Origin of the sequence: Hymenobacter saemangeumensis, from assembly GCF_039541835.1 — a bacterium.
Lineage (GTDB): Bacteria > Bacteroidota > Bacteroidia > Cytophagales > Hymenobacteraceae > Hymenobacter > Hymenobacter saemangeumensis.
Genome location: NZ_BAABGZ010000013.1, coordinates 430100 through 447289, shown reverse-complemented (window position 1 = coordinate 447289; position 17190 = coordinate 430100). Strand labels below are relative to the sequence as shown.

Annotated in this window: 17 protein-coding genes; 9 read left to right on the top strand and 8 right to left on the bottom strand. The window is 61.0% G+C overall.

The window, feature by feature from the left end; all coding sequences use genetic code 11:
- The first annotated feature begins 96 nt into the window (after nt 1-96).
- The gene (locus tag ABD919_RS06130) at nt 97-1053 is read left to right on the top strand and encodes a YpdA family putative bacillithiol disulfide reductase (RefSeq protein WP_345234766.1); all 957 of its coding nucleotides are present in this window, start codon (nt 97-99) and stop codon (nt 1051-1053) included.
- A gap of 55 nt (nt 1054-1108) precedes the next feature.
- Here ABD919_RS06130 and ABD919_RS06125 read toward each other — a convergent pair whose 3' ends face one another.
- The 3 genes from ABD919_RS06125 to ABD919_RS06115 form a co-directional block, all read right to left on the bottom strand.
- Nucleotides 1109-1567: a hypothetical protein gene (locus tag ABD919_RS06125; protein ID WP_345234764.1), complete on the bottom strand. Its 459-nt coding sequence runs from the start codon at nt 1565-1567 to the stop codon at nt 1109-1111.
- Between the two features lie 163 nt (nt 1568-1730).
- Nucleotides 1731-3200, bottom strand: a complete 1470-nt coding sequence (locus ABD919_RS06120; RefSeq protein WP_345234762.1) for an SGNH/GDSL hydrolase family protein — start codon at nt 3198-3200, stop codon at nt 1731-1733.
- A gap of 33 nt (nt 3201-3233) precedes the next feature.
- Entirely contained in the window at nt 3234-4502 is a 1269-nt protein-coding gene (locus ABD919_RS06115) for an OmpP1/FadL family transporter (protein ID WP_345234760.1), read from the bottom strand.
- 152 nt (nt 4503-4654) lie between these two features.
- On the opposite strand from ABD919_RS06115, the gene lptB reads away from it, so the two are divergent.
- From lptB to ABD919_RS06100, 3 genes are all read left to right on the top strand, one after another.
- Nucleotides 4655-5389, top strand: coding sequence for an LPS export ABC transporter ATP-binding protein (gene lptB, locus ABD919_RS06110; RefSeq protein ID WP_345234758.1), 735 nt, complete (start codon nt 4655-4657; stop codon nt 5387-5389).
- Nucleotides 5390-5515: 126 nt separating this feature from the next.
- Nucleotides 5516-7039, top strand: a complete 1524-nt coding sequence (locus tag ABD919_RS06105) for a GH3 auxin-responsive promoter family protein (RefSeq protein WP_345234755.1) — start codon at nt 5516-5518, stop codon at nt 7037-7039.
- A gap of 189 nt (nt 7040-7228) precedes the next feature.
- Nucleotides 7229-7444 (top strand): hypothetical protein, encoded by a 216-nt coding sequence (locus ABD919_RS06100; protein WP_345234754.1) that lies wholly within the window; start codon nt 7229-7231, stop codon nt 7442-7444.
- A gap of 57 nt (nt 7445-7501) precedes the next feature.
- On the opposite strand, the gene ABD919_RS06095 is transcribed toward ABD919_RS06100, so the two are convergent.
- The 4 genes from ABD919_RS06095 to ABD919_RS06080 form a co-directional block, all read right to left on the bottom strand.
- Nucleotides 7502-8284: a TIGR00266 family protein gene (locus tag ABD919_RS06095; protein WP_345234752.1), complete on the bottom strand. Its 783-nt coding sequence runs from the start codon at nt 8282-8284 to the stop codon at nt 7502-7504.
- A gap of 69 nt (nt 8285-8353) precedes the next feature.
- Complete coding sequence (locus ABD919_RS06090; RefSeq protein ID WP_345234750.1) at nt 8354-8752, bottom strand: hypothetical protein; 399 nt, start codon at nt 8750-8752, stop codon at nt 8354-8356.
- Between the two features lie 87 nt (nt 8753-8839).
- Nucleotides 8840-10159 (bottom strand): chromate efflux transporter, encoded by a 1320-nt coding sequence (gene chrA, locus ABD919_RS06085; RefSeq protein ID WP_345234748.1) that lies wholly within the window; start codon nt 10157-10159, stop codon nt 8840-8842.
- A 130-nt stretch (nt 10160-10289) separates the two neighbouring features.
- Nucleotides 10290-11264: an isopenicillin N synthase family dioxygenase gene (locus tag ABD919_RS06080; protein WP_345234747.1), complete on the bottom strand. Its 975-nt coding sequence runs from the start codon at nt 11262-11264 to the stop codon at nt 10290-10292.
- 121 nt (nt 11265-11385) lie between these two features.
- Between ABD919_RS06080 and ABD919_RS06075 the strand changes: the two genes are divergently transcribed.
- The 3 genes from ABD919_RS06075 to ABD919_RS06065 all read left to right on the top strand — a co-directional run bounded on the left by ABD919_RS06075 (nt 11386) and on the right by ABD919_RS06065 (nt 14785).
- The gene (locus tag ABD919_RS06075; protein WP_345234745.1) at nt 11386-12207 is read left to right on the top strand and encodes a hypothetical protein; all 822 of its coding nucleotides are present in this window, start codon (nt 11386-11388) and stop codon (nt 12205-12207) included.
- A gap of 143 nt (nt 12208-12350) precedes the next feature.
- Nucleotides 12351-13655: an AAA family ATPase gene (locus ABD919_RS06070; protein WP_345234743.1), complete on the top strand. Its 1305-nt coding sequence runs from the start codon at nt 12351-12353 to the stop codon at nt 13653-13655.
- Nucleotides 13656-13750: 95 nt separating this feature from the next.
- Nucleotides 13751-14785: a 5-methylcytosine restriction system specificity protein McrC gene (locus ABD919_RS06065; RefSeq protein ID WP_345234741.1), complete on the top strand. Its 1035-nt coding sequence runs from the start codon at nt 13751-13753 to the stop codon at nt 14783-14785.
- 121 nt (nt 14786-14906) lie between these two features.
- Here the strand turns inward: ABD919_RS06065 and ABD919_RS06060 are convergent, their stop codons facing one another.
- Entirely contained in the window at nt 14907-15182 is a 276-nt protein-coding gene (locus tag ABD919_RS06060) for a hypothetical protein (RefSeq protein ID WP_345234739.1), read from the bottom strand.
- A gap of 136 nt (nt 15183-15318) precedes the next feature.
- On the opposite strand from ABD919_RS06060, the gene ABD919_RS06055 reads away from it, so the two are divergent.
- Nucleotides 15319-15924 (top strand): RNA polymerase sigma factor, encoded by a 606-nt coding sequence (locus ABD919_RS06055; RefSeq protein ID WP_345234737.1) that lies wholly within the window; start codon nt 15319-15321, stop codon nt 15922-15924.
- 22 nt (nt 15925-15946) lie between these two features.
- Nucleotides 15947-17113, top strand: coding sequence for a trypsin-like peptidase domain-containing protein (locus ABD919_RS06050; RefSeq protein ID WP_345234735.1), 1167 nt, complete (start codon nt 15947-15949; stop codon nt 17111-17113).
- Nucleotides 17114-17190 lie beyond the last annotated feature (77 nt).

Here is a 17190-nt window from a genome sequence, read left to right as displayed (position 1 = left end):
TAAGCCAAACGACAAGGCCCTCCCTCGGCAGCGCTGAGGCTGGAAGGGCTGGCCTTTTTAATCCTACTACTTAATACTTACCACTCAACACTCTCTATGCTCGATGCCCTTGTAATTGGTGCCGGCCCCGTGGGCCTGGCCTGCGCCCTTGAAATCCAGCGCCGGGGCCTGCGCGTGGTCATTGTAGAGAAAGGGGCCCTGGTGAACTCCATTATCGGCTACCCTACCAACATGGAGTTTTTCTCAACGCCTGAGCTGCTGGAAATCGGCGGCTACCCTTTCCCCACCAGCCAGTACAAGCCCCTGCGCGAAGACGCCCTCGACTACTACCAGCGCGTGGCCCGCGCCGAAAAGCTGGAGCTGCGCCTGCACGAGCGGGTGCTGAGTCTCAGCGGGGAGCAGGGCAGCTTCACGGCAACAACCGGCCTGGGCGAGATTCAAGCCCGCAACGTGGTAGTAGCCACCGGCTTCTACGACCTGCCCAACCTACTTAATGTCCCCGGCGAAGACCTGCCCCACGTCAGTCATTACTATAAGGAGCCGTACCAGCACGCCGCCCAGCCGGTGGTGGTGATTGGCGCCAAAAACTCGGCCGCCAAGGCTGCTTTGCAGCTCACCCGGGCCGGGGCCAGTGTCACGCTGTTGGTGCGCGGCCCCGAAATCAGCCCCAGCGTGAAGTACTGGATTCGGCCCGACCTGCTCAACCGCATTGCCGAAGGCCGCATCACCGCCCACTTCAATGCCTGCGTGACAGCCATTCACCCCGATGCCGTGGACATTACCACACCCAACGGCCCGCTCACTGTGCCCGCCCGCTTCGTGTACGCCCTCACCGGCTACCACCCCGACGAAACCCTGCTCGGCGCCCTGGGCATTGAGCCCGACCCCAACGACGTAGCCCGCGCCCCACTGTTCGACCCCACAACCCAGGAAACAACGCAGCCCGGCGTGTACGTAGCCGGTACCGTGTGCGGCGGCCGGGCCACCAGCCGCTGGTTTATCGAGAACGGCCGCCATCATGCCCAGCTTATTGCCGCGCACCTGGCTCGGTAATACCGCTTGGCTTGCTAAAAGGCGCCGGTCCGACACCTTTTAGCAAGCCAAGCGGCTAATTCACATAATTCACATTGTCTACCACGGTCTGCATGTTTACAGACCGGCTGTAGCGCAGCTGCATCTCGTCGGCCGTCAACCGAACCACTTCATAGGGAATGGTAGACGCCCCCATGTTGGCCGCGCCAATGGTAAGAATGGTTTGGCCTGAGTTGAAATTCCAGGGAGCGGTGAGTACCACCGTTTGCGAATTGCCGCTGCAGGGAAGGGGTCCTTCGGTGCGGGTCATCACCCCATTGGTGCCGAAGCTGTACCGGTCGTCGCGCTGACAGGCCTGGGCAGGCATTTGGTCTACGGGCGAGCCGGAGCCTGTAGTACTCGTCCAGGAGGTCATGCGCCAGGGGTCGGCTGTCAGCAGCTGGGTTTTGGTGTTGGGGGCCGGGCCTTCAGTTTCAGTGTCGCAGGCCACCAGCGTAGCCGTGGCCAGAATGGCGAGTAAGGTAAGCTTTTTCATAACTGAATTAGACGAAAAAGAGAAGAAAAGGTGACGCCTGGGTATTTTGCCGACTACCCGGGCCTTCAAGAAACGCACCAAAGCAAATTTGCTTTTCCACTTATACGCAAAAAAGCGCCCTTTCCACGCAGGAAAGGGCGCTTTTTGTAGTTAAACCCGAAGCCTAGCGTGGGAACTGAACGCCGCGGTATTTGGTGGCATCCACGGTGGGGATGGAAGCATCGTACTTGGCATTGATAGCCTTAATCATCTCATTGGCGATGAAGGCATAGCCGCGGGGCGTGGGGTGCACGCCATCAAGGCTGAACAGGTTTCCGGAGATGAACGCCGCCGAGTTCATTATGGTGTTGTTCATAATACCATTGGCTGCAACCCCACGGAAGAAGGTGTTGGCATCAAAGATTGCCAGGTTGCGGGCATTTGCAGCCGAAATCAGCGCCCGGTTGAAGTCGTTGGTAGCGTTCACTACCGCGGTCTGCTCAACATCGTCAAGCACCAGGGTGCTGGGGAAAGGATTCTGAGTGGTCTGGCCAAAAGCCCGGGTGGTATCAACTCCCATAACCAGCAGGAATGTCGACAGGTTGGGTATCGTGGGCGGCAGCGAAGGCCGGGCCTGCTGGTAGAAGTCGCGCCAGTACTTGCCCGAGGGCCGGCCGTAGAGCCCCAGATAGGGCGAAGCCGTGAGCGTGAGCAGCAGGTTGCCGGCGCCGCTGGCATCGCGGATGCTGGCCAGCGTAGTGTTTACGCGAGTGTTGGGCTGGCCGGGAGCCAACGTTCCCGTGGTGTACACAAAAGGCGCAGCGCTGGGCACGTTGTTGGCCGGCAAAGCCAGGGTAGCCCGGAACGAAGGGCCTGCCGTAGTGAAGAAGGGAATACCCGTCACATCCGGGATGGTGGCTACCACGCCCTTGGCACCACCCGAAATCAGAGCGTCGAGCATCTGATTGTTGTTGGTCGTGAACGTGGCGAGCGGGGTGATGGCGTTGGCGGCTGCACCAGCGGTGGCATAGCCCAGTACGTCGTTGTTGCCCAGCCACGAGGTGAAGAAGGTTGGCTTGATGGACCCCACCGTGGCCTGTACACGCTGCAGGTAAGTCTGGAGGGCCATGGCATCGGGCGTAATCCGCTCAAAATAGGGGTTGCCCTGGGTGCTGCCATAGCCGGCCGTGTTGATATCGGACATCCGAATGCCGGGAATGCCAAGGTTGTTTACCGGCTCGGTGAACTTGGTATAGGGCGCCGAGGTGGGCGTATTGCGGCCAGCCGAGCCTGCTACCGGCGCCGTAATTGGCGAGCTGTTGGAATTGGCCGTGGGTGTTGTAAAGCCGGCCAGGCGCACGTAGCCGCTGCCGCTGGCTTGCGCTTCGGTAAACAGGGGCTGTACGAAAGTACCTCCTCCTACGCGGCTAAACTGCTGGGCCAGAATACTGGGGTAAGAATTCAGCTGGCCCTCGCGGTACAGCCCATTGTCGGAAAAGCCGGCGGTCAGGGAGTTGCCCACGGCAATGTAGCGGCTGAAATCAGCCTGTCCGGCGCTTGACTTCGGGTCATTGGAGAGGTCAGGCTGGCAACCACCCAGTACCAAGCCCAGGAGTGCCAAAAACGGCGCGGAACGTTTGAAATTCTGGTTCATACAAACGAAGTAATAGCGGAGTGAAGCTTGGCCTTAGAAGTTATAGCGCAGCCCGATGCCGGGAATGCTGATGTTGGTGCGGTACGTGCCGGCGGGCCGGTCGGTAGTGCCGTTATTAACCAGGTCCTGCTCAGATTGCGAGCGTTTCTGGATGGCCTGGAACATAAAGGACGCGTCTACCCCGAAGTTTTCGGTGATGTCGTAGCCAATGCCGGCCGTGCCGATGATGCGGTTGCCGTCTGGCGTTTCCGGCGTTACGAACCCGTCCTTCACGGCGGTCATGTCGTAAGCGCCGCCCAGGCGCAGGGCCAGCTTATCGGTGGCCTTGTACTGCCCGCCCACGCGGAACGTGAAGGCATCCTGAAACTCACGCTTCGACTCTGAGAAAGTGCCCCGGCCAACCTGTGCCGGCTGCCCGTCTTTCGTAAAGTCAAAGCGCAGCGACTTATAGGCGCTCCACTGCACCCAGTTCACGTCCACGCCAATGGTCAGCTTTTCGGTAGGCATGATACCGACGCCAAAGTTGACCGAGGCTGCCAGCGGCAGGGTAGCATCAAACTTATTGCCCGCGAAGTTTGCCTGCAGGGCTGGGATGGGGTTAGTAACGGTCACGTCGCCGCCTTCTACGCGGGCATCAATCTTCGAGCGGTAGCTCACGCCCAAGCTCAGCTTGTCAGAAGGCTTGAAGAAAATGCCCGCATTCACACCAAAGCCCATTTTGGTCTTGCCGTCCAGCTCAATCTTGCCTTCGGTTCCTGCTACATCAATGGAGCGCTGCAGGTTAACCGCGCCCCGGGCCAGTATCATCAGGCCCGCGCCTACACTCAGCTTATCCGTAAGGGCATAGCTCGCGGTGGGCTGCACATAAATGGCGCTTAGCGTGATTTCTCTCAGGCTATAGCGGCCCTCCCAGCCCTCGGCGTACCGCAGCGTAGAGCCATAAGGAGTGTACACCGAGATGCCTGCCCGAAACTTCCCCTCTTTGGGGCCAAAGCTGGCGTACAGGTTAAATGGCGTCACAACGGTGTTTTGCAGCTCGCGCTGCTCACCACCCGAAGCCGGGCGGAAAGCCTGGCGGGCAAACGTTGCGCTCACGCCTACTTGCACGCCATTCTGGCGTAGCATGGCCAGGGCGCCGGGGTTCAGAAACTGCGCGGCCTGCTCCATGGAGAGGCCCACGCCTACCCCACCCATGCCAATGCTTTGCTGGCTGGGCAGATACACCTGAAAGCCGCTGGCTGAAGCAGCCGACACGCTGCCAAGCAACGCACCACCCGCAAGGAGTAAAGTTTTAAACGTCATAAGAAGTGTGGAAGAATTAGGTGGGTTTGGTTCCTGGGCTTAAAAGTAGCGGAAATTTTCAAGCGAACTAGTAGGCGTGCCGAATATTTTTTTGCCAGTCCCGCTTCCTGTCGTAACGGTACACGGCAGAAGCCAACCTTACCTTTGCCCTTATGATTCTTCGCGCCGATAACCTCATTAAAAAATACAAAGCCCGCACCGTCGTCAATGATATGTCGGTACGGGTAGAGCAAGGCGAAATCGTAGGCCTGCTCGGGCCCAACGGGGCGGGCAAAACCACCTGCTTCTACATGATGGTGGGCATGGTTAAGCCCAACGCCGGCCGGATTTTCCTCGACGACGAAGAGATTACCTCCATGCCGATTTACCAGCGGGCCCGGCGCGGCGTGGGCTACCTGGCTCAGGAAGCCTCGGTGTTCCGCGACCTGAGCGTGGAAGAGAACATCCTGGCCGTGCTGGAGCTCTCCGACCTGCCCAAGGCCAGTTGGAAAGACAAGGTGGAAGAGCTGCTGAATGAGTTCAGCCTCACCCATGTGCGCAAAAACCTGGGCAAGGTGCTGAGCGGCGGCGAGCGCCGACGCACGGAAATTGCCCGCGCCCTGGCCGTCGACCCCAAGTTTGTGCTGCTCGACGAGCCCTTCGCCGGCGTCGACCCCATTGCCACCGAGGAAATCCAGGGCATTGTGGCCAAGCTCAAGCACCGCAACATTGGGGTGCTCATCACCGACCACGACGTGCAGGCCACCCTGGGTATCGTAGACCGGGCCTACTTGCTCTTTGAGGGCAAGCTGCTGAAAGCCGGCACCGCCGAAGACCTGGCCAGCGACGACACCGTGCGCCGCGTGTACCTGGGCAAGAACTTCGAGCTGAAGCGCAACCGGGGCTAAAGCAGTAGAAGCGAAGGCCTGCAGCGCCCACGGCTATACAATGCTTGCTTTACCGGGTGTAAGGCCCGCGGCCTTGCTGCGGACTTCTCCGTATCCGCTATTTCCGGCTAAACCTACATTTGTGGCATGTTCGACCTGCTCCTTTCCGCCGCCGTACAGGCTGGCAGCCTGCGCCGCCTGGAGCACATTCGCCGTCAACCCATTGAAAACCAGGAGCAGGTATTACGCCAGCTGCTGCGCCACGCCCGCAGCACCGACTGGGGCCAGCGCTACGGCTTTGGCGAAAACATTTCGGCTGCAGCTTTTGCCGAGCGGGTACCGGTAAGCACTTACGAGCAGCTATACCCCGAGCTGGAGCGCGTATTGCGCGGGGAACGCGACGTGCTCTGGCCCGGCCGCCCCCGCTGGTTTGCCAAGTCCAGCGGCACCACCAATGCCCGCAGCAAATACGTACCCGTCACGGCCGAATCCTTGCATCAATGCCACTACCGCGCCGGGCGCGACATGACGGCCCTGGCGACGCACTTCTACCCCCGGGAGCGCCTGCTGGCCGGCAAAACCCTGTCGCTGGGCGGCACCCATGGCCCCAACCCCTTTCGCCCGGCCGAGCCCCGCTCCCGGGCCGGCGACGTTTCGGCCGTTATTATGCAGCAGCTGCCGTGGTGGGCCGAGCAGATGCGCACCCCGCCCCTGGAGCTGGCCCTGCTCGGCGAATGGGAGGAAAAGATTGAGCGCATTGCCCGGCACGTCCTGCAGCAGGATGTACGCACGCTGGCGGGCGTGCCTACCTGGATGATAGTGCTGCTGCGCCGCGTCACGGAGCTGGCCGGTGCCGGCAGCATTTGCGAGGTGTGGCCCCGCTTACGCCTGTTTCTGCACGGTGCCGTAGCCTTTGGCCCCTACCGGGAGCTGTTTCGCCAGCTGATTCCGGATGCCCGCATGCGCTACCTCGAAATTTACAATGCCTCTGAGGGCTACTTTGCCGTGCAGGACCAGCCCGACAGCGAAGACCTGCTCCTGCTCCTCAACCACGGTATTTACTACGAGTTTCTGCCGGCCGAGCAGTGGGACAGCCCCGAACCCCGGCCGCTGCCCCTGTCCGAGGTACAGACGGGCCGGACTTATGCCTTGGTTATCAGTACCAATGCCGGACTGTGGCGCTATCTGGTAGGCGACACCGTGCGCTTTACCTCCCTGGCGCCCTACCGCCTGCGCATTACCGGGCGCACCAAGCACTTCCTCAATGCCTTTGGCGAAGAGCTGGTAATAGAGAATGCCGATGCCGGCATTGCTGCCGCCTGCCAGGCTACCGGGGCCGCCGTGCGCGACTACACAGCGGCCCCGGTGTGGTTTGCCGGAGCAGCCGGCTCGCGGGGCGGCCACGAATGGGCCATCGAGTTTCTCAGCAGCCCCAGCAGCTTAGCCCGGTTTACCGAAGTGCTGGATACTACCCTCCGGCAGCTCAACTCCGACTATGATGCCAAGCGCCACCGCGACCTGGCATTGGCTCCACCCGTAGTTAACTACCTACCGGCCGGCACATTCGAGGCCTGGCTGGCTGGGCAGGGCAAGCTGGGGGGCCAGCATAAAGTACCCCGCCTGCTCAACTCGCGCGAGGTTCTGGAAGCGGTTCTCCACCTGCACAAGTAAGTGGACTAGGCGTCAGTACTCAGCAGAGTACGCCTCTTTTATGGCTGTGTTTATCGGGAAAATTGCACTCTTTGCGGAGCTTTAGGATTTTTTTGACGAAATGTTACGTTGCCTTATCATAATTTTCGTTACTATTACTTTTTGATTACTCTAAAATTCCCACCCAACGCGTTAATTTCTACTTCTCCAGTGGCTTCCGCAACCAAAGTATCCCCGTACAAAAGGCCGTATAGCTCACGCCGCAAGCGCTCCTCACAAATGGGCAGCACCAAGTCCAATGGCAACCATATGCTATTGCGCCTGCTTATTGCGCTGGTTGTAGTCTTGGTGGCTACCATCGTTTTCATTGTCAAATTTACTGGCAATGAAACTGTTCCTTACAACATTGTGCAGTCTATGCAGTAAGCGATAGAAGAGCAGCAGGCATTAGCTGACTGCTCTTCTATCGCTTACTGCTAAAGGCTATTGCTCCGTCAGGCTGTCGAACATGCCACCCAGCATGCCGCCGCTCTCCTTGCGGGCATTGCCGCCGTTGGGTGCCAGCGCCTGGATGAGTTTTTTTACAGGCATCGACTGCAGCCACACGCGGCCCGTGCCGCGCAGGGTTGCCAGCAGCAGGCCTTCGCCGCCAAAAATCATGGACTTGAGTCCCCCGGCTCGGGTAATGTCGAAGTCGATGCCCGGCTCGAAGGCGACCACGCACCCCGTATCTACGCGGAGCAGGCCATTGTTGAGGCGCTTCTCAATGATGGTACCGCCGGCGTGTATAAACGCTTTGCCGTCGCCGGTCAGCTTTTGCAGGATAAACCCTTCGCCCCCAAAAAGGCCGGCGCCAATCCGCTGGTTGAAGTGCAGGCTGATTTTCGTGCCGCGGGCCGCCGCCAGGAAGCCGTCTTTTTGCACGATAAGGCCCGCCGGCAGGTCACGCAGGTCGACCGGAATAATGGTTCCCGGGTAGGGTGCCGAGAAAGCCACCCGGGTTTTGCCATAGCCGCCGCGGTGGGTAAAGTGGGTCATGAACAGCGACTCACCCGTAATCAGGCGGGTGCCGGCCGAGAACAGCTTGCCCATAAAGCCCTGGTCGGGCTCGGAGCCGTCGCCCATCTTGGTTTCAAAGGCAATGCCTTCCTCCATGTATACCATGGCGCCGGCTTCGGCAATCACCGTTTCGTTGGGGTCGAGCTCAACTTCGAGCACCTGAATGTCGCCGCCAAGAATGCGGTAGTCAATTTCGTGGGAGTTCACGGGCAGGAATGGTTATAATGATTCACCGCAAAAGTATGCTTCTGCGGCAGAAACTACCTATTCCTTTGCTTATTCGTCGTCGAGGGGCAGCTCACCCCGGGTAGCGGCTGCTTCGCGGTCGGGCTCGGCCATGTTCTTTTTGACCTTGGCCTCGCGGCTGCTGCGCTTCATAAACTCCTCTTCCGACTCCTCTGGCTCGGGCTCGTGATGCCCGTCCTGAATCGGGAAAGCTGCGTCCTCCTCTTCTTCCGGCGTGGGCTTCTCCCCGAACTGCCCGGCCCGGTCCACCAGCTTCTTATCGCGCACGTGCCGGCCCAGAAACTGGTTTATCTGCTCGATGCTGTAGTTGGACGTGATTTCACCCAGGGGGTTAACGCCGATTTCAAAGCCCTCCAGCTCTTTATGGACGCGCGCCTTCTTGTTGGGGTCGGCAGCTTTTTGTTTTGGTTTGACGGGTTTCTTGGCCATGGCATTAGAAAGTTCGCGGAGCAGCGCTGCCCCATCGCTCTCTACGCGAACCGCCGCGAACAGGTGACAGCAGCGGCAGGTATTTGCCTAGGCCAGCACGGCGCCGGCAATCAGCGCCGCCGCGATAATGGCCACTGAGGGCACCTTTTCCCAGAGCAGCAGCAGGAAAGTAAGCCCTACCAGCAGCGGATTAAGCGGCACGCCATAATAAGGCCCCAGGTGCCAGCCCCCCGGCAGAGCCAGCATGCGGTCGGGCAGGGGGTGATAGAGCAGAAACGTGGCAGCACACACCAGACCAGCGCTTACGGCATTTACGCCTTCCAGCGAGGCCTGCACCACGCGGTACTGCCGCAGCCCGTCCCAGAACCGGATAACAAAAAAGATGAGCAGGGTACCCGGCAGAAAGATGGCCGTAGCGCCCACTACTGCCCCCAGCAGCTGCCCGGGTATGCCCGCGCCGGCCGGGCGCATGGCCAAGGAGCCGATGTAGGCCGCAATGGAAAAATTGGGGCCCGGCATGGCCTGCACCAGGCCCAGGCCCGACAAAAACTCGGTGCTGCTGAGGTAGCGCTTGAACTCTACAAACTCGGCATACAGCAGCGGGGCCAGCACCTGCCCGCCCCCAAACACCAGGGAGCCGTTGCGGTAGAAATTTTCAAACAGACGCACCGGCAGCAGCTTGGTGTAGGAGCCCAGCAGAGCCGCGCCAACCAAGATGCCCAGCCACAGCAGAAAGTTGGCCCACTCCACGCGCAATGGCTTTTTCTCCTGCACAATGGCATGACGCCGGTAGCGCACCGTGGTAACGGCGCCCCCGGCCAGCAGCAGCAAGGGCAGCACCCAGGGCAGCTGGAAAAAGTAAGCCAGCATGGCCGAGGCCACGGTCAGGGCCACCGAGGTTTTGGTATGAATCACCTTTTCGGCGATGCGGTAGGCCGAGAAGGCCACAAAGCCCACGGCCACGGGCTGCACAAACTGCACCAGATGCGCCAGGTGGGCGGGGTTGAGCTGGCTCAGGGTCAGACCGGCTACGGTCATGAGCGTGACGGCCGGCGCGGCCCACACCAGCAGGGTGAGGTAAGCCAGGTTGGGGCCGCCCAGCCGGAAGCCGATAACGGTAATGGTTTGGGTGGAGGTAGGCCCCGGTAGCAGCTGGCACAGGGCCTGCAGCTCCAGCAGCTCAGCCGCCGTGATGTAGCGGCGCTTGTCAACCAGCAGCCGGAACATCATGGCCAGGTGAGCCTGGGGCCCGCCGAAGGCCGTGAAAGCCAGGATGGCCACGTCCTTCAGAAAGATAATGCCCCGCACCTGCCGGGTGCGCTTGCCCGAGCGCCGCGGGGGCGGCGTGAGCGACACTTCAGCCACCAGGGGCGGCGAGGCATGCGGCAGCGGGGGCGAAGTACTCATAAATCAAAACGTCATGCCGAGCCTGCCAAAGCATCTCGCGGGTGGTAGTAACTCAATCGAATGGATTACTGCGGCGGGCAAGATGCTTAGCCTGCGCTCAGCATGACGTTCTGACTTGTTGGTATTCGCTTTATTTCTTCTTCAGGCCCAGCTCAATCAGGCGCTCGTTGAGGAACTCGCCGGCGGTGATGTCGGCTTCCTTCTTGGGGTTGTCGGCCGTTACGCAGTGCTCCAGCGCCGCCAGGCTCATCTCCGAGCGGGGGTGCATAAAGAAGGGAATGCTGAAGCGCGAGGTGTTCATCTTCTCGCGGGGCGGGTTCACCACGCGGTGAATGGTTGACTTGAGCACGCCGTTGGTCAGGCGCTGCAGCATGTCGCCCACGTTCACCACAATCTGGTCGGGCAGGGCCGTGATAGGAATCCACTTGCCATCACGGCGCTTCACCTGCAGGCCATCGGCGCTGGCGCCCATGAGCAAGGTAATCAGGTTGATGTCGCCGTGCTCGGCGGCCCGCACGGCATCCTGCGGCACTTCATCCGGGTTTTCAATGGGGAAGTAGTGAATGGGGCGCAGGATGCTGTTGCCGTGCTTCACCTTGTCGTCGAAGTAGTTCTCGGGCAGGTGCAGGTAGATGGCAATGGCCCGGAGCACGTCCTTGCCGGCATTTTCCAGGGTGCGGTAGGCGCGGAAGGTGCTTTCCTTAAAGGTCGGCACTTCCTCGGGCCAGATGTTGGCCGGGTACTCGTTTTTAATGGGGTCTTCGTCTTCCACTTCCTGGCCTACGTGGAAGAACTCCTTCAGGTCGCCGGTGTTGCGGCCCTTGGCGTGCTCCTTGCCTTTGCTGATGTAGCCGCGCTGGCCAGCCAGCTCCGGGTTTTCATAGCGCTGCTTGGCGTCGTCGGGCAGCTTAAAAAAGGCCTGCACATCGGCGTAAAGCTGGCCGGTCTGCTCGTCGGAAAGGCCGTGGTTCTTAAGGGCGACAAACCCGATGTTCTGGTAGGCTTCGCCAAGCTCTTTCACGAATTTGGCTTTGCGCTCGGGGTCGCCCGAGCGGAAATCAGCAAGGTCAAGGGAGGGGATTTCTTCTAACAGCTGGTCTTCCATACAAAAATTGCGTTTACTTTAGACACGACAGTGCCCGTGGTGGGAATGATGCAAGTTATGCAAAACCCCGCAGCGAGTCACGCTCGTATTGCCCCTAATTTTTCCCGAACACCCGCAATTCATGAAACGCCCTGCCTGGCTGCTGTGCAGCACCGCCCTTGCCCTGACCCTGCTGATGAGCTGCGAATCCAGCCGGTCGGCAGGTGAAGCGGCCAATAGCACGCCCACCAATATTTTGGGTCAAAGCATCGAAAAAAATGGTATCCGCCTGATTCCCTTCGACGACTCGCCCAAATTTCCGGAAGCCCAGCTGCGGCTGAGCACCCCGGCGGCCGGCGCCACCGCCCCCAGCGGGCCCGTAGCCTTCGACTATCAGATTAGCAACTTTGAGCTTACCAAGATGAGCGGCGGCCGGCACATGACCGACATGGCCAACTCCATGAAAGGGCAGCACATCCACAACATTGTGGACAACGAGCCTTACACCGCCCACTACGAAACCAAATTCAGCAAGCCCCTGGCCGATGGGTCGCACGTGGTGCTGTCGTTTCTCTCGCGCTCCTACCACGAAAGCCTCAAGCACCGCAGCGCCTACGACCTGCGGGTGGTGAACGTGGGGAGCACGGCCGCGGCCGCGCCGGCCATCGACCTGACCAAGCCCCACCTGTTCTATAGCCGGCCCAAAGACAACTACAGCGGCGCCGACAGCAAGCGTGTGATGCTGGATTTTTATCTGGTTAACACGGTGTTGGAACCCGGTGGCAACAACGTGCGGGCGTCCATCAACGGCACTGAGTTTATCCTCGACAAATGGCTGCCGTATCAGATGGAGGGCCTGCCCGCCGGTGAAAACACCATCAAGCTGGAGCTGATAGACGCCAATGGCAAGCTGCTGCCCGGGCCGTTCAACTCGGTAACGCGCACCTTCACTATTACGCCTTAATACCAAGGCCATATGGCTTTTGCTAACAAGTCCCGTGGCCCAGGCTGCGGGACTTTTTTAATGACGTGCCGGTTTTTACGTACTTGCTTCCTGCACACCTCCGGCTGGAGCCGAGCGTGCTGCTTCCCTCCTTACTTTGCTGCATGCCCGCTACCACTCCCGTCGCCGACTCTACCAACCTGCTCACCCGTGAGCAGGTGCTGCGGGCCCTGCGCCAGATAGACCGCGAGGGGCGGCGCCTGCCGGCCAGCACCGTGTACGAGCTGGTGTACAAAGGCCGCCGCTACCCGCCCCGAGCCGTGGCCGAGCTGGCGTACCGCCTGGCCCGGCGCGACCCCGCAGCCACCTGGCCCCGCCCGGCCGGCAGCCCCACCAACGCGGTGCTGGAGCAGCTCGATTTTACCATCAGCACCAAGCGCCCGGTGCTGATGCCCGGCTCGGCCCACGACGGCGACGAAGCCGCCCGCCAGCAGGCCGAGGAGCTGTACACCGGCAGCGGCCGCGCCACCCCGCCCAGCCCCCGGCTGCCGGCTGCAGCCGCTGTAGCCGAGCCGGCAGAACCATATGCTACGCCCCCACCCTATTCGCGGGCCGACGCGCTGGCGGAGCTTTTCATCGACGAAAGCAGCCTGGATGCCGCCCTGGCCGGCCTGGCCCGCCGCCGCAACCTGCTGCTGCAGGGCCCACCCGGCACGGGCAAAACCTTTCTGGCCCGGCGCCTGGCCTGGCTGCTGCTGGGCAGCCGCGACGAGGGCCGCATCGAGCTGGTGCAGTTTCACCCCAGCTATGGCTACGAAGACTTTATTCTGGGCTTTCGGCCCGACCAGCAGGGCCGCTTTCAGCTGGTGCCCGGCACCTTGCCCCTGCTGGCCCAGCGCGCAATCAACGACCCGGGCCGCCCCCATTTCCTGCTGATTGATGAAGTAAACCGGGGCAATGTGCCGCGCATCTTTGGGGAGCTGCTGCTGCTGCTCGAAGCCGACAAGCGCGGCCCGGCCCACGCCCTGCGCCTGCCTTACGCGCCCCCTGATGCCCCGCGCTTCTACGTTCCCGAAAACCTATACGTCATCGGTACGCTTAACCTCGCCGACCGCTCGCTGAGCCCCCTGGACTATGCCTTGCGGCGGCGCTTTGCCTTCGTGAGCCTGCTGCCGCAGTTTGGGCTGCCCTTTCAGGAGTTTCTGCGCTCCCACCGGGTTCCGGCGCCCCTGGTGGAGCAGCTTTGCGCCCGCATGGCCGCCCTCAACCAAACGATTGCCGACGACCCCGAGCTGGGCCCCGATTTTCAGGTGGGCCACAGCTACTTCTGCCAGCCCCCCACCGATGCCAGCCAAGCCCCGGGCTGGCTGCGCCTGGTTCTGGAGCAGGAAATAGGCCCCCTGCTGGTCGACTACTGGCGCGAGCAGCCCCAGCTGGCTACGGCCCAGCTGCGTAAGCTGCTGGCCTAGCTCCCGGCAGCAAACCGCTTTCCCAGCAAGCAGTAGAGGCCCCTTAGCCCGGTCTCTCATTCCATCCTGCACTCCGCATACGCTGCGGTTACGCCATGATTCCCCTCGCCACGCTGTATTATTTTCTCTGCTATGCCTGGAACCGCCTGCCGGAGCCGGCGCTGCTGCGGGCATCGGAGGCCCGGGCCTTCCACCGCCCCCTGGAGCTACTGGCCCAGGTGCTGCTGCAGGCCACCCGCCGCCGGCTGAAAAACGGCTTGCCTCGGGCTTTCACGCCGCGACAGGAGGAGCTGGCCAGCCTGCGCGGCCGCGTGGAGCTGGCTGCTTCCCTTAGCCAGGGCCTATTGCCCCAGGGCCGGGCCCTGTGCTCTTTCGATGAGCTAAGCACCGACGTACCCCTGCACCACCTGCTGGCCGCTACCCTGGCCCAGCTGGCCCAGGCCACTACGCTGCCAGCGGCCCTGCGCCGTGAGCTTAGTCAGCTACGCCAGCGCTTTCCTTTTCCTTCCACGCCCTCGCTGCGGCCCCAGGCCGAGACTTTTAGCAGGCTGCGCCGGCAGCGCCCGGGTAGTGAGGCGGCCTTTTTGCTGCACATCTGCGAGCTGGTGTGGCAGGTGGCCTTACCCACCCCCACCAAGAGCGGCCGCAGCCGCTTTATCGATTTCCGCCGCGACGAAGCCCTGATGGCCCGCATCTTCGAGCAGTTCGTGCGCAACTTCTACCGCCGGGAGCAGCGCCGCTACCGCGTGTACGCCGAAACCATTGCCTGGCAGGCCGAAGCCCGGGAAGCCCCGGACCTGGCCCTGCTGCCCACCATGCTTACCGACACCACCCTGGAGGCGCCCGACCGCAAAATCATCCTCGACACCAAGTACTACGCTGCCGCGCTGCGCCCCCGCTACGACCGGCAGCGCCTCATTGCGCCGCACCTCTACCAGCTGTATGCCTACCTGCAAAACCAGCGACCCACCCCCGAACAGCGTCTGGAGGGCATTTTGCTTTACCCGGCAGCTACCCAGGCAGTGGACGTACGCTACTCCCTGGGCGGGCACCCGGTGCGGGTAGTCACCCTCGACCTGCATCAGCCCTGGGCTGGCATTGCGGCCAGCTTGCTGGCGCTCATTCAGTAGCCTGGCACTTCATTCACTACTCGAATACCTGGCTCTCAACACCATAAAACAAAAGCCCGGACTTCCATCAGGAAATCCGGGCTTTTGCTTATTCTTCTGCTGACGCTAGGTCAGCATCGAATTACTTAACTTCGGTGGTCGTGGTGGTGGTAGAGCCAGCAGCAGCACCTTCGGTGGTGGTAGCACCAGCGGTGGTGGCAGCACCTTCGGTGGTGGTAGCACCAGCCGTGGTAGCACCTTCAGCACCCATGGCAGCACCAGTGCTGTCGGTAGTGGTGGTGCTCATTTCGGTGTTCTCGGTGGTGGTGGTCTCGGTGGTCGAGGTCTTCGACTCGCAAGAAGTCAGACCAGCAGTCAGGGCCAGGCCCAGGGCAGCAACTTTGAACAGGTTGTTCATTTTAGGGGTAAGTTTGAAATTGGGTTTTAACTAAAAAGCGCCCTTTATCCGGTGTTGGGAAAAAGGTAACCCACCTGAGAAAAATTTTTTTTGAGTGGGTTACAAACGACCCACTTCAGTATTAAAACCAAAGTGAATGAGCAGGGGTAACCTTTCTTCTTCTTTGACTACCGACGACGCGCTGATTGCGGCTATTCATAGCGGCGATGAGCGGGCCCTGGCCCACCTCTACCGCCTGCACTGGCCCATGGTGTCGCACTTCGTGCTGCAGAACAGCGGCTCCGAAGACGACGCCCAGGATGTGTACCAGGAGGGGGTGATGGTGTTTTATGAGAAGGTGCGCGAAGGCTCCCTGGAGCTGAGCTGCCAGATTAAAACCTACCTCTATGCCGTGTGCCGCCGCCTGTGGTTGAAACGCCTGACCAGCAAGAGCCGCTTCGGTGTGCGCCTGCTGGACGATGAGGAGCACGGCCCCTACCTCCACACCGGAGCCGAGGACGACCTTCTGGCCGCCGAAGAGCAGGACCGCCGCTTTGCCACCATGAGCGAGGCGCTGACCCACCTGGGAGAACCCTGCCGCTCGCTTTTAGAAGGATTTTACCTGCTCGACAAATCGATGCAGGATTTAACGGCGGAGTTTGGCTATACCAATGCCGACAACGCCAAAAACCAGAAGTACAAGTGCCTGGTGCGCCTGAAGAAGCTGTTTTTCGCCCATTACAAGGAAGAAGAGACACGCTGAACGCTGCCCGGGAAGATTACCTATGAAGACGGAAGCCGATTACTACGCTCTATTTGAAGCCTACGACCGGGGCGAGCTGGCCGCGCCCGCCCGGGCCGACCTGGAAGCACGCCTGGCCGCCGACCCCGCCCTGGCCCTGCGCTACGCCGACTTTGTGGAGCTCACCAGCACCCTGCGCGCCTTTGGGCAGCGGCAGGCTACCCGCCGTAAGCTGCGCGGCATTCACGCGGCCATGCTGGCCCCCGAAGCGGCCGACGAGCCGCTGGCGGCCTCCGTCGCCTCGCCCCTCACCCGCTCGGTAAACCCCATGCTGCGCATCTCCCGCACCGAGCAGGCCCTGCGCAACTTCTGGAACGGGCACCGCGCCACTATCGGCGTTGCGGCTTCGGTGGCTATACTGGCAGTTTTTGGCTCCCTGCTGGGCGTCGAGATGTGGCGGGCCTCCAAAACCCAACCGTCGATGTACGGCTACACCATACTGCGCCGCGAGGTAGACAAGCTAAAAAATGGCCAGAAGGTTCTTTCGCGCACTATCAACGAGATTGGCGTTCCGGTGCCACCGGTTAACAACGGCAAGTTTAGCGGCACCGGCTTCGCTCTCACAGCCGATGGCTACCTGGTAACCAGCTACCACGTAATTGCCGGGGCCGACTCGGTGATGATTGAAAGCCGGGACCTACAGCGCTACCATGCCGAGCCGGTGTACTCCGACAAATCCCACGACCTGGCCATTCTGCGCATCACCGACAGGAAATTCAACGGCTTCGGGCGGCTGCCTTATACTTTCAAGGCTGGTCAGGCCGACCTGGGTGAGCGGGTATATACTCTGGGCTACCCCCGTGAAGACGTCGTATATGGCGAAGGCTCGCTCAGTGCCCGCTCGGGCTTCCGCGGCGATACTACCTTTTATCAGATTAGCATTCCGGTAAACCCAGGCAACTCGGGCGGGCCGCTGCTCGACGACAAGGGCAACCTGATTGGGGTAGTGAGTGGCCGGCAGAACGACGTGCAAAGCGCCGCCTTTGCCACCAAGTCGTCTTGCCTTATGCGCCTGGTCGATTCGCTGAAGGCGGCCAGCCCGGCGGCTCCTTACCACCTGCCCAAAACCAACCAGCTTACCGGCAACACCCGCCCCCAGCAGCTGAAAAAGCTGCAGGACTATGTATTTGTGGTGAAGGTGTTCGAATAAGCCGTTCCCTGCCTCAGGCATCTTCTATTTTGTTAAAGCCCGTTTTACCACGTAAAACGGGCTTTTTGCTTAAAACT

Excerpts from the sequence above, each read along its gene's own strand:
- ABD919_RS06130 (WP_345234766.1), top strand. The coding sequence starts at position 97 with ATGCTCGATGCCCTTGTAATTGGTGCCGGCCCCGTGGGCCTGGCCTGC.
- ABD919_RS06125 (WP_345234764.1), bottom strand. The coding sequence starts at position 1,567 with ATGAAAAAGCTTACCTTACTCGCCATTCTGGCCACGGCTACGCTGGTG.
- ABD919_RS06120 (WP_345234762.1), bottom strand. The coding sequence starts at position 3,200 with ATGAACCAGAATTTCAAACGTTCCGCGCCGTTTTTGGCACTCCTGGGC.
- ABD919_RS06115 (WP_345234760.1), bottom strand. The coding sequence starts at position 4,502 with ATGACGTTTAAAACTTTACTCCTTGCGGGTGGTGCGTTGCTTGGCAGC.
- lptB (WP_345234758.1), top strand. The coding sequence starts at position 4,655 with ATGATTCTTCGCGCCGATAACCTCATTAAAAAATACAAAGCCCGCACC.
- ABD919_RS06105 (WP_345234755.1), top strand. The coding sequence starts at position 5,516 with ATGTTCGACCTGCTCCTTTCCGCCGCCGTACAGGCTGGCAGCCTGCGC.
- ABD919_RS06090 (WP_345234750.1), bottom strand. The coding sequence starts at position 8,752 with ATGGCCAAGAAACCCGTCAAACCAAAACAAAAAGCTGCCGACCCCAAC.
- chrA (WP_345234748.1), bottom strand. The coding sequence starts at position 10,159 with ATGAGTACTTCGCCCCCGCTGCCGCATGCCTCGCCGCCCCTGGTGGCT.
- ABD919_RS06080 (WP_345234747.1), bottom strand. The coding sequence starts at position 11,264 with ATGGAAGACCAGCTGTTAGAAGAAATCCCCTCCCTTGACCTTGCTGAT.
- ABD919_RS06075 (WP_345234745.1), top strand. The coding sequence starts at position 11,386 with ATGAAACGCCCTGCCTGGCTGCTGTGCAGCACCGCCCTTGCCCTGACC.
- ABD919_RS06070 (WP_345234743.1), top strand. The coding sequence starts at position 12,351 with ATGCCCGCTACCACTCCCGTCGCCGACTCTACCAACCTGCTCACCCGT.
- ABD919_RS06065 (WP_345234741.1), top strand. The coding sequence starts at position 13,751 with ATGATTCCCCTCGCCACGCTGTATTATTTTCTCTGCTATGCCTGGAAC.
- ABD919_RS06060 (WP_345234739.1), bottom strand. The coding sequence starts at position 15,182 with ATGAACAACCTGTTCAAAGTTGCTGCCCTGGGCCTGGCCCTGACTGCT.
- ABD919_RS06055 (WP_345234737.1), top strand. The coding sequence starts at position 15,319 with ATGAGCAGGGGTAACCTTTCTTCTTCTTTGACTACCGACGACGCGCTG.
- ABD919_RS06050 (WP_345234735.1), top strand. The coding sequence starts at position 15,947 with ATGAAGACGGAAGCCGATTACTACGCTCTATTTGAAGCCTACGACCGG.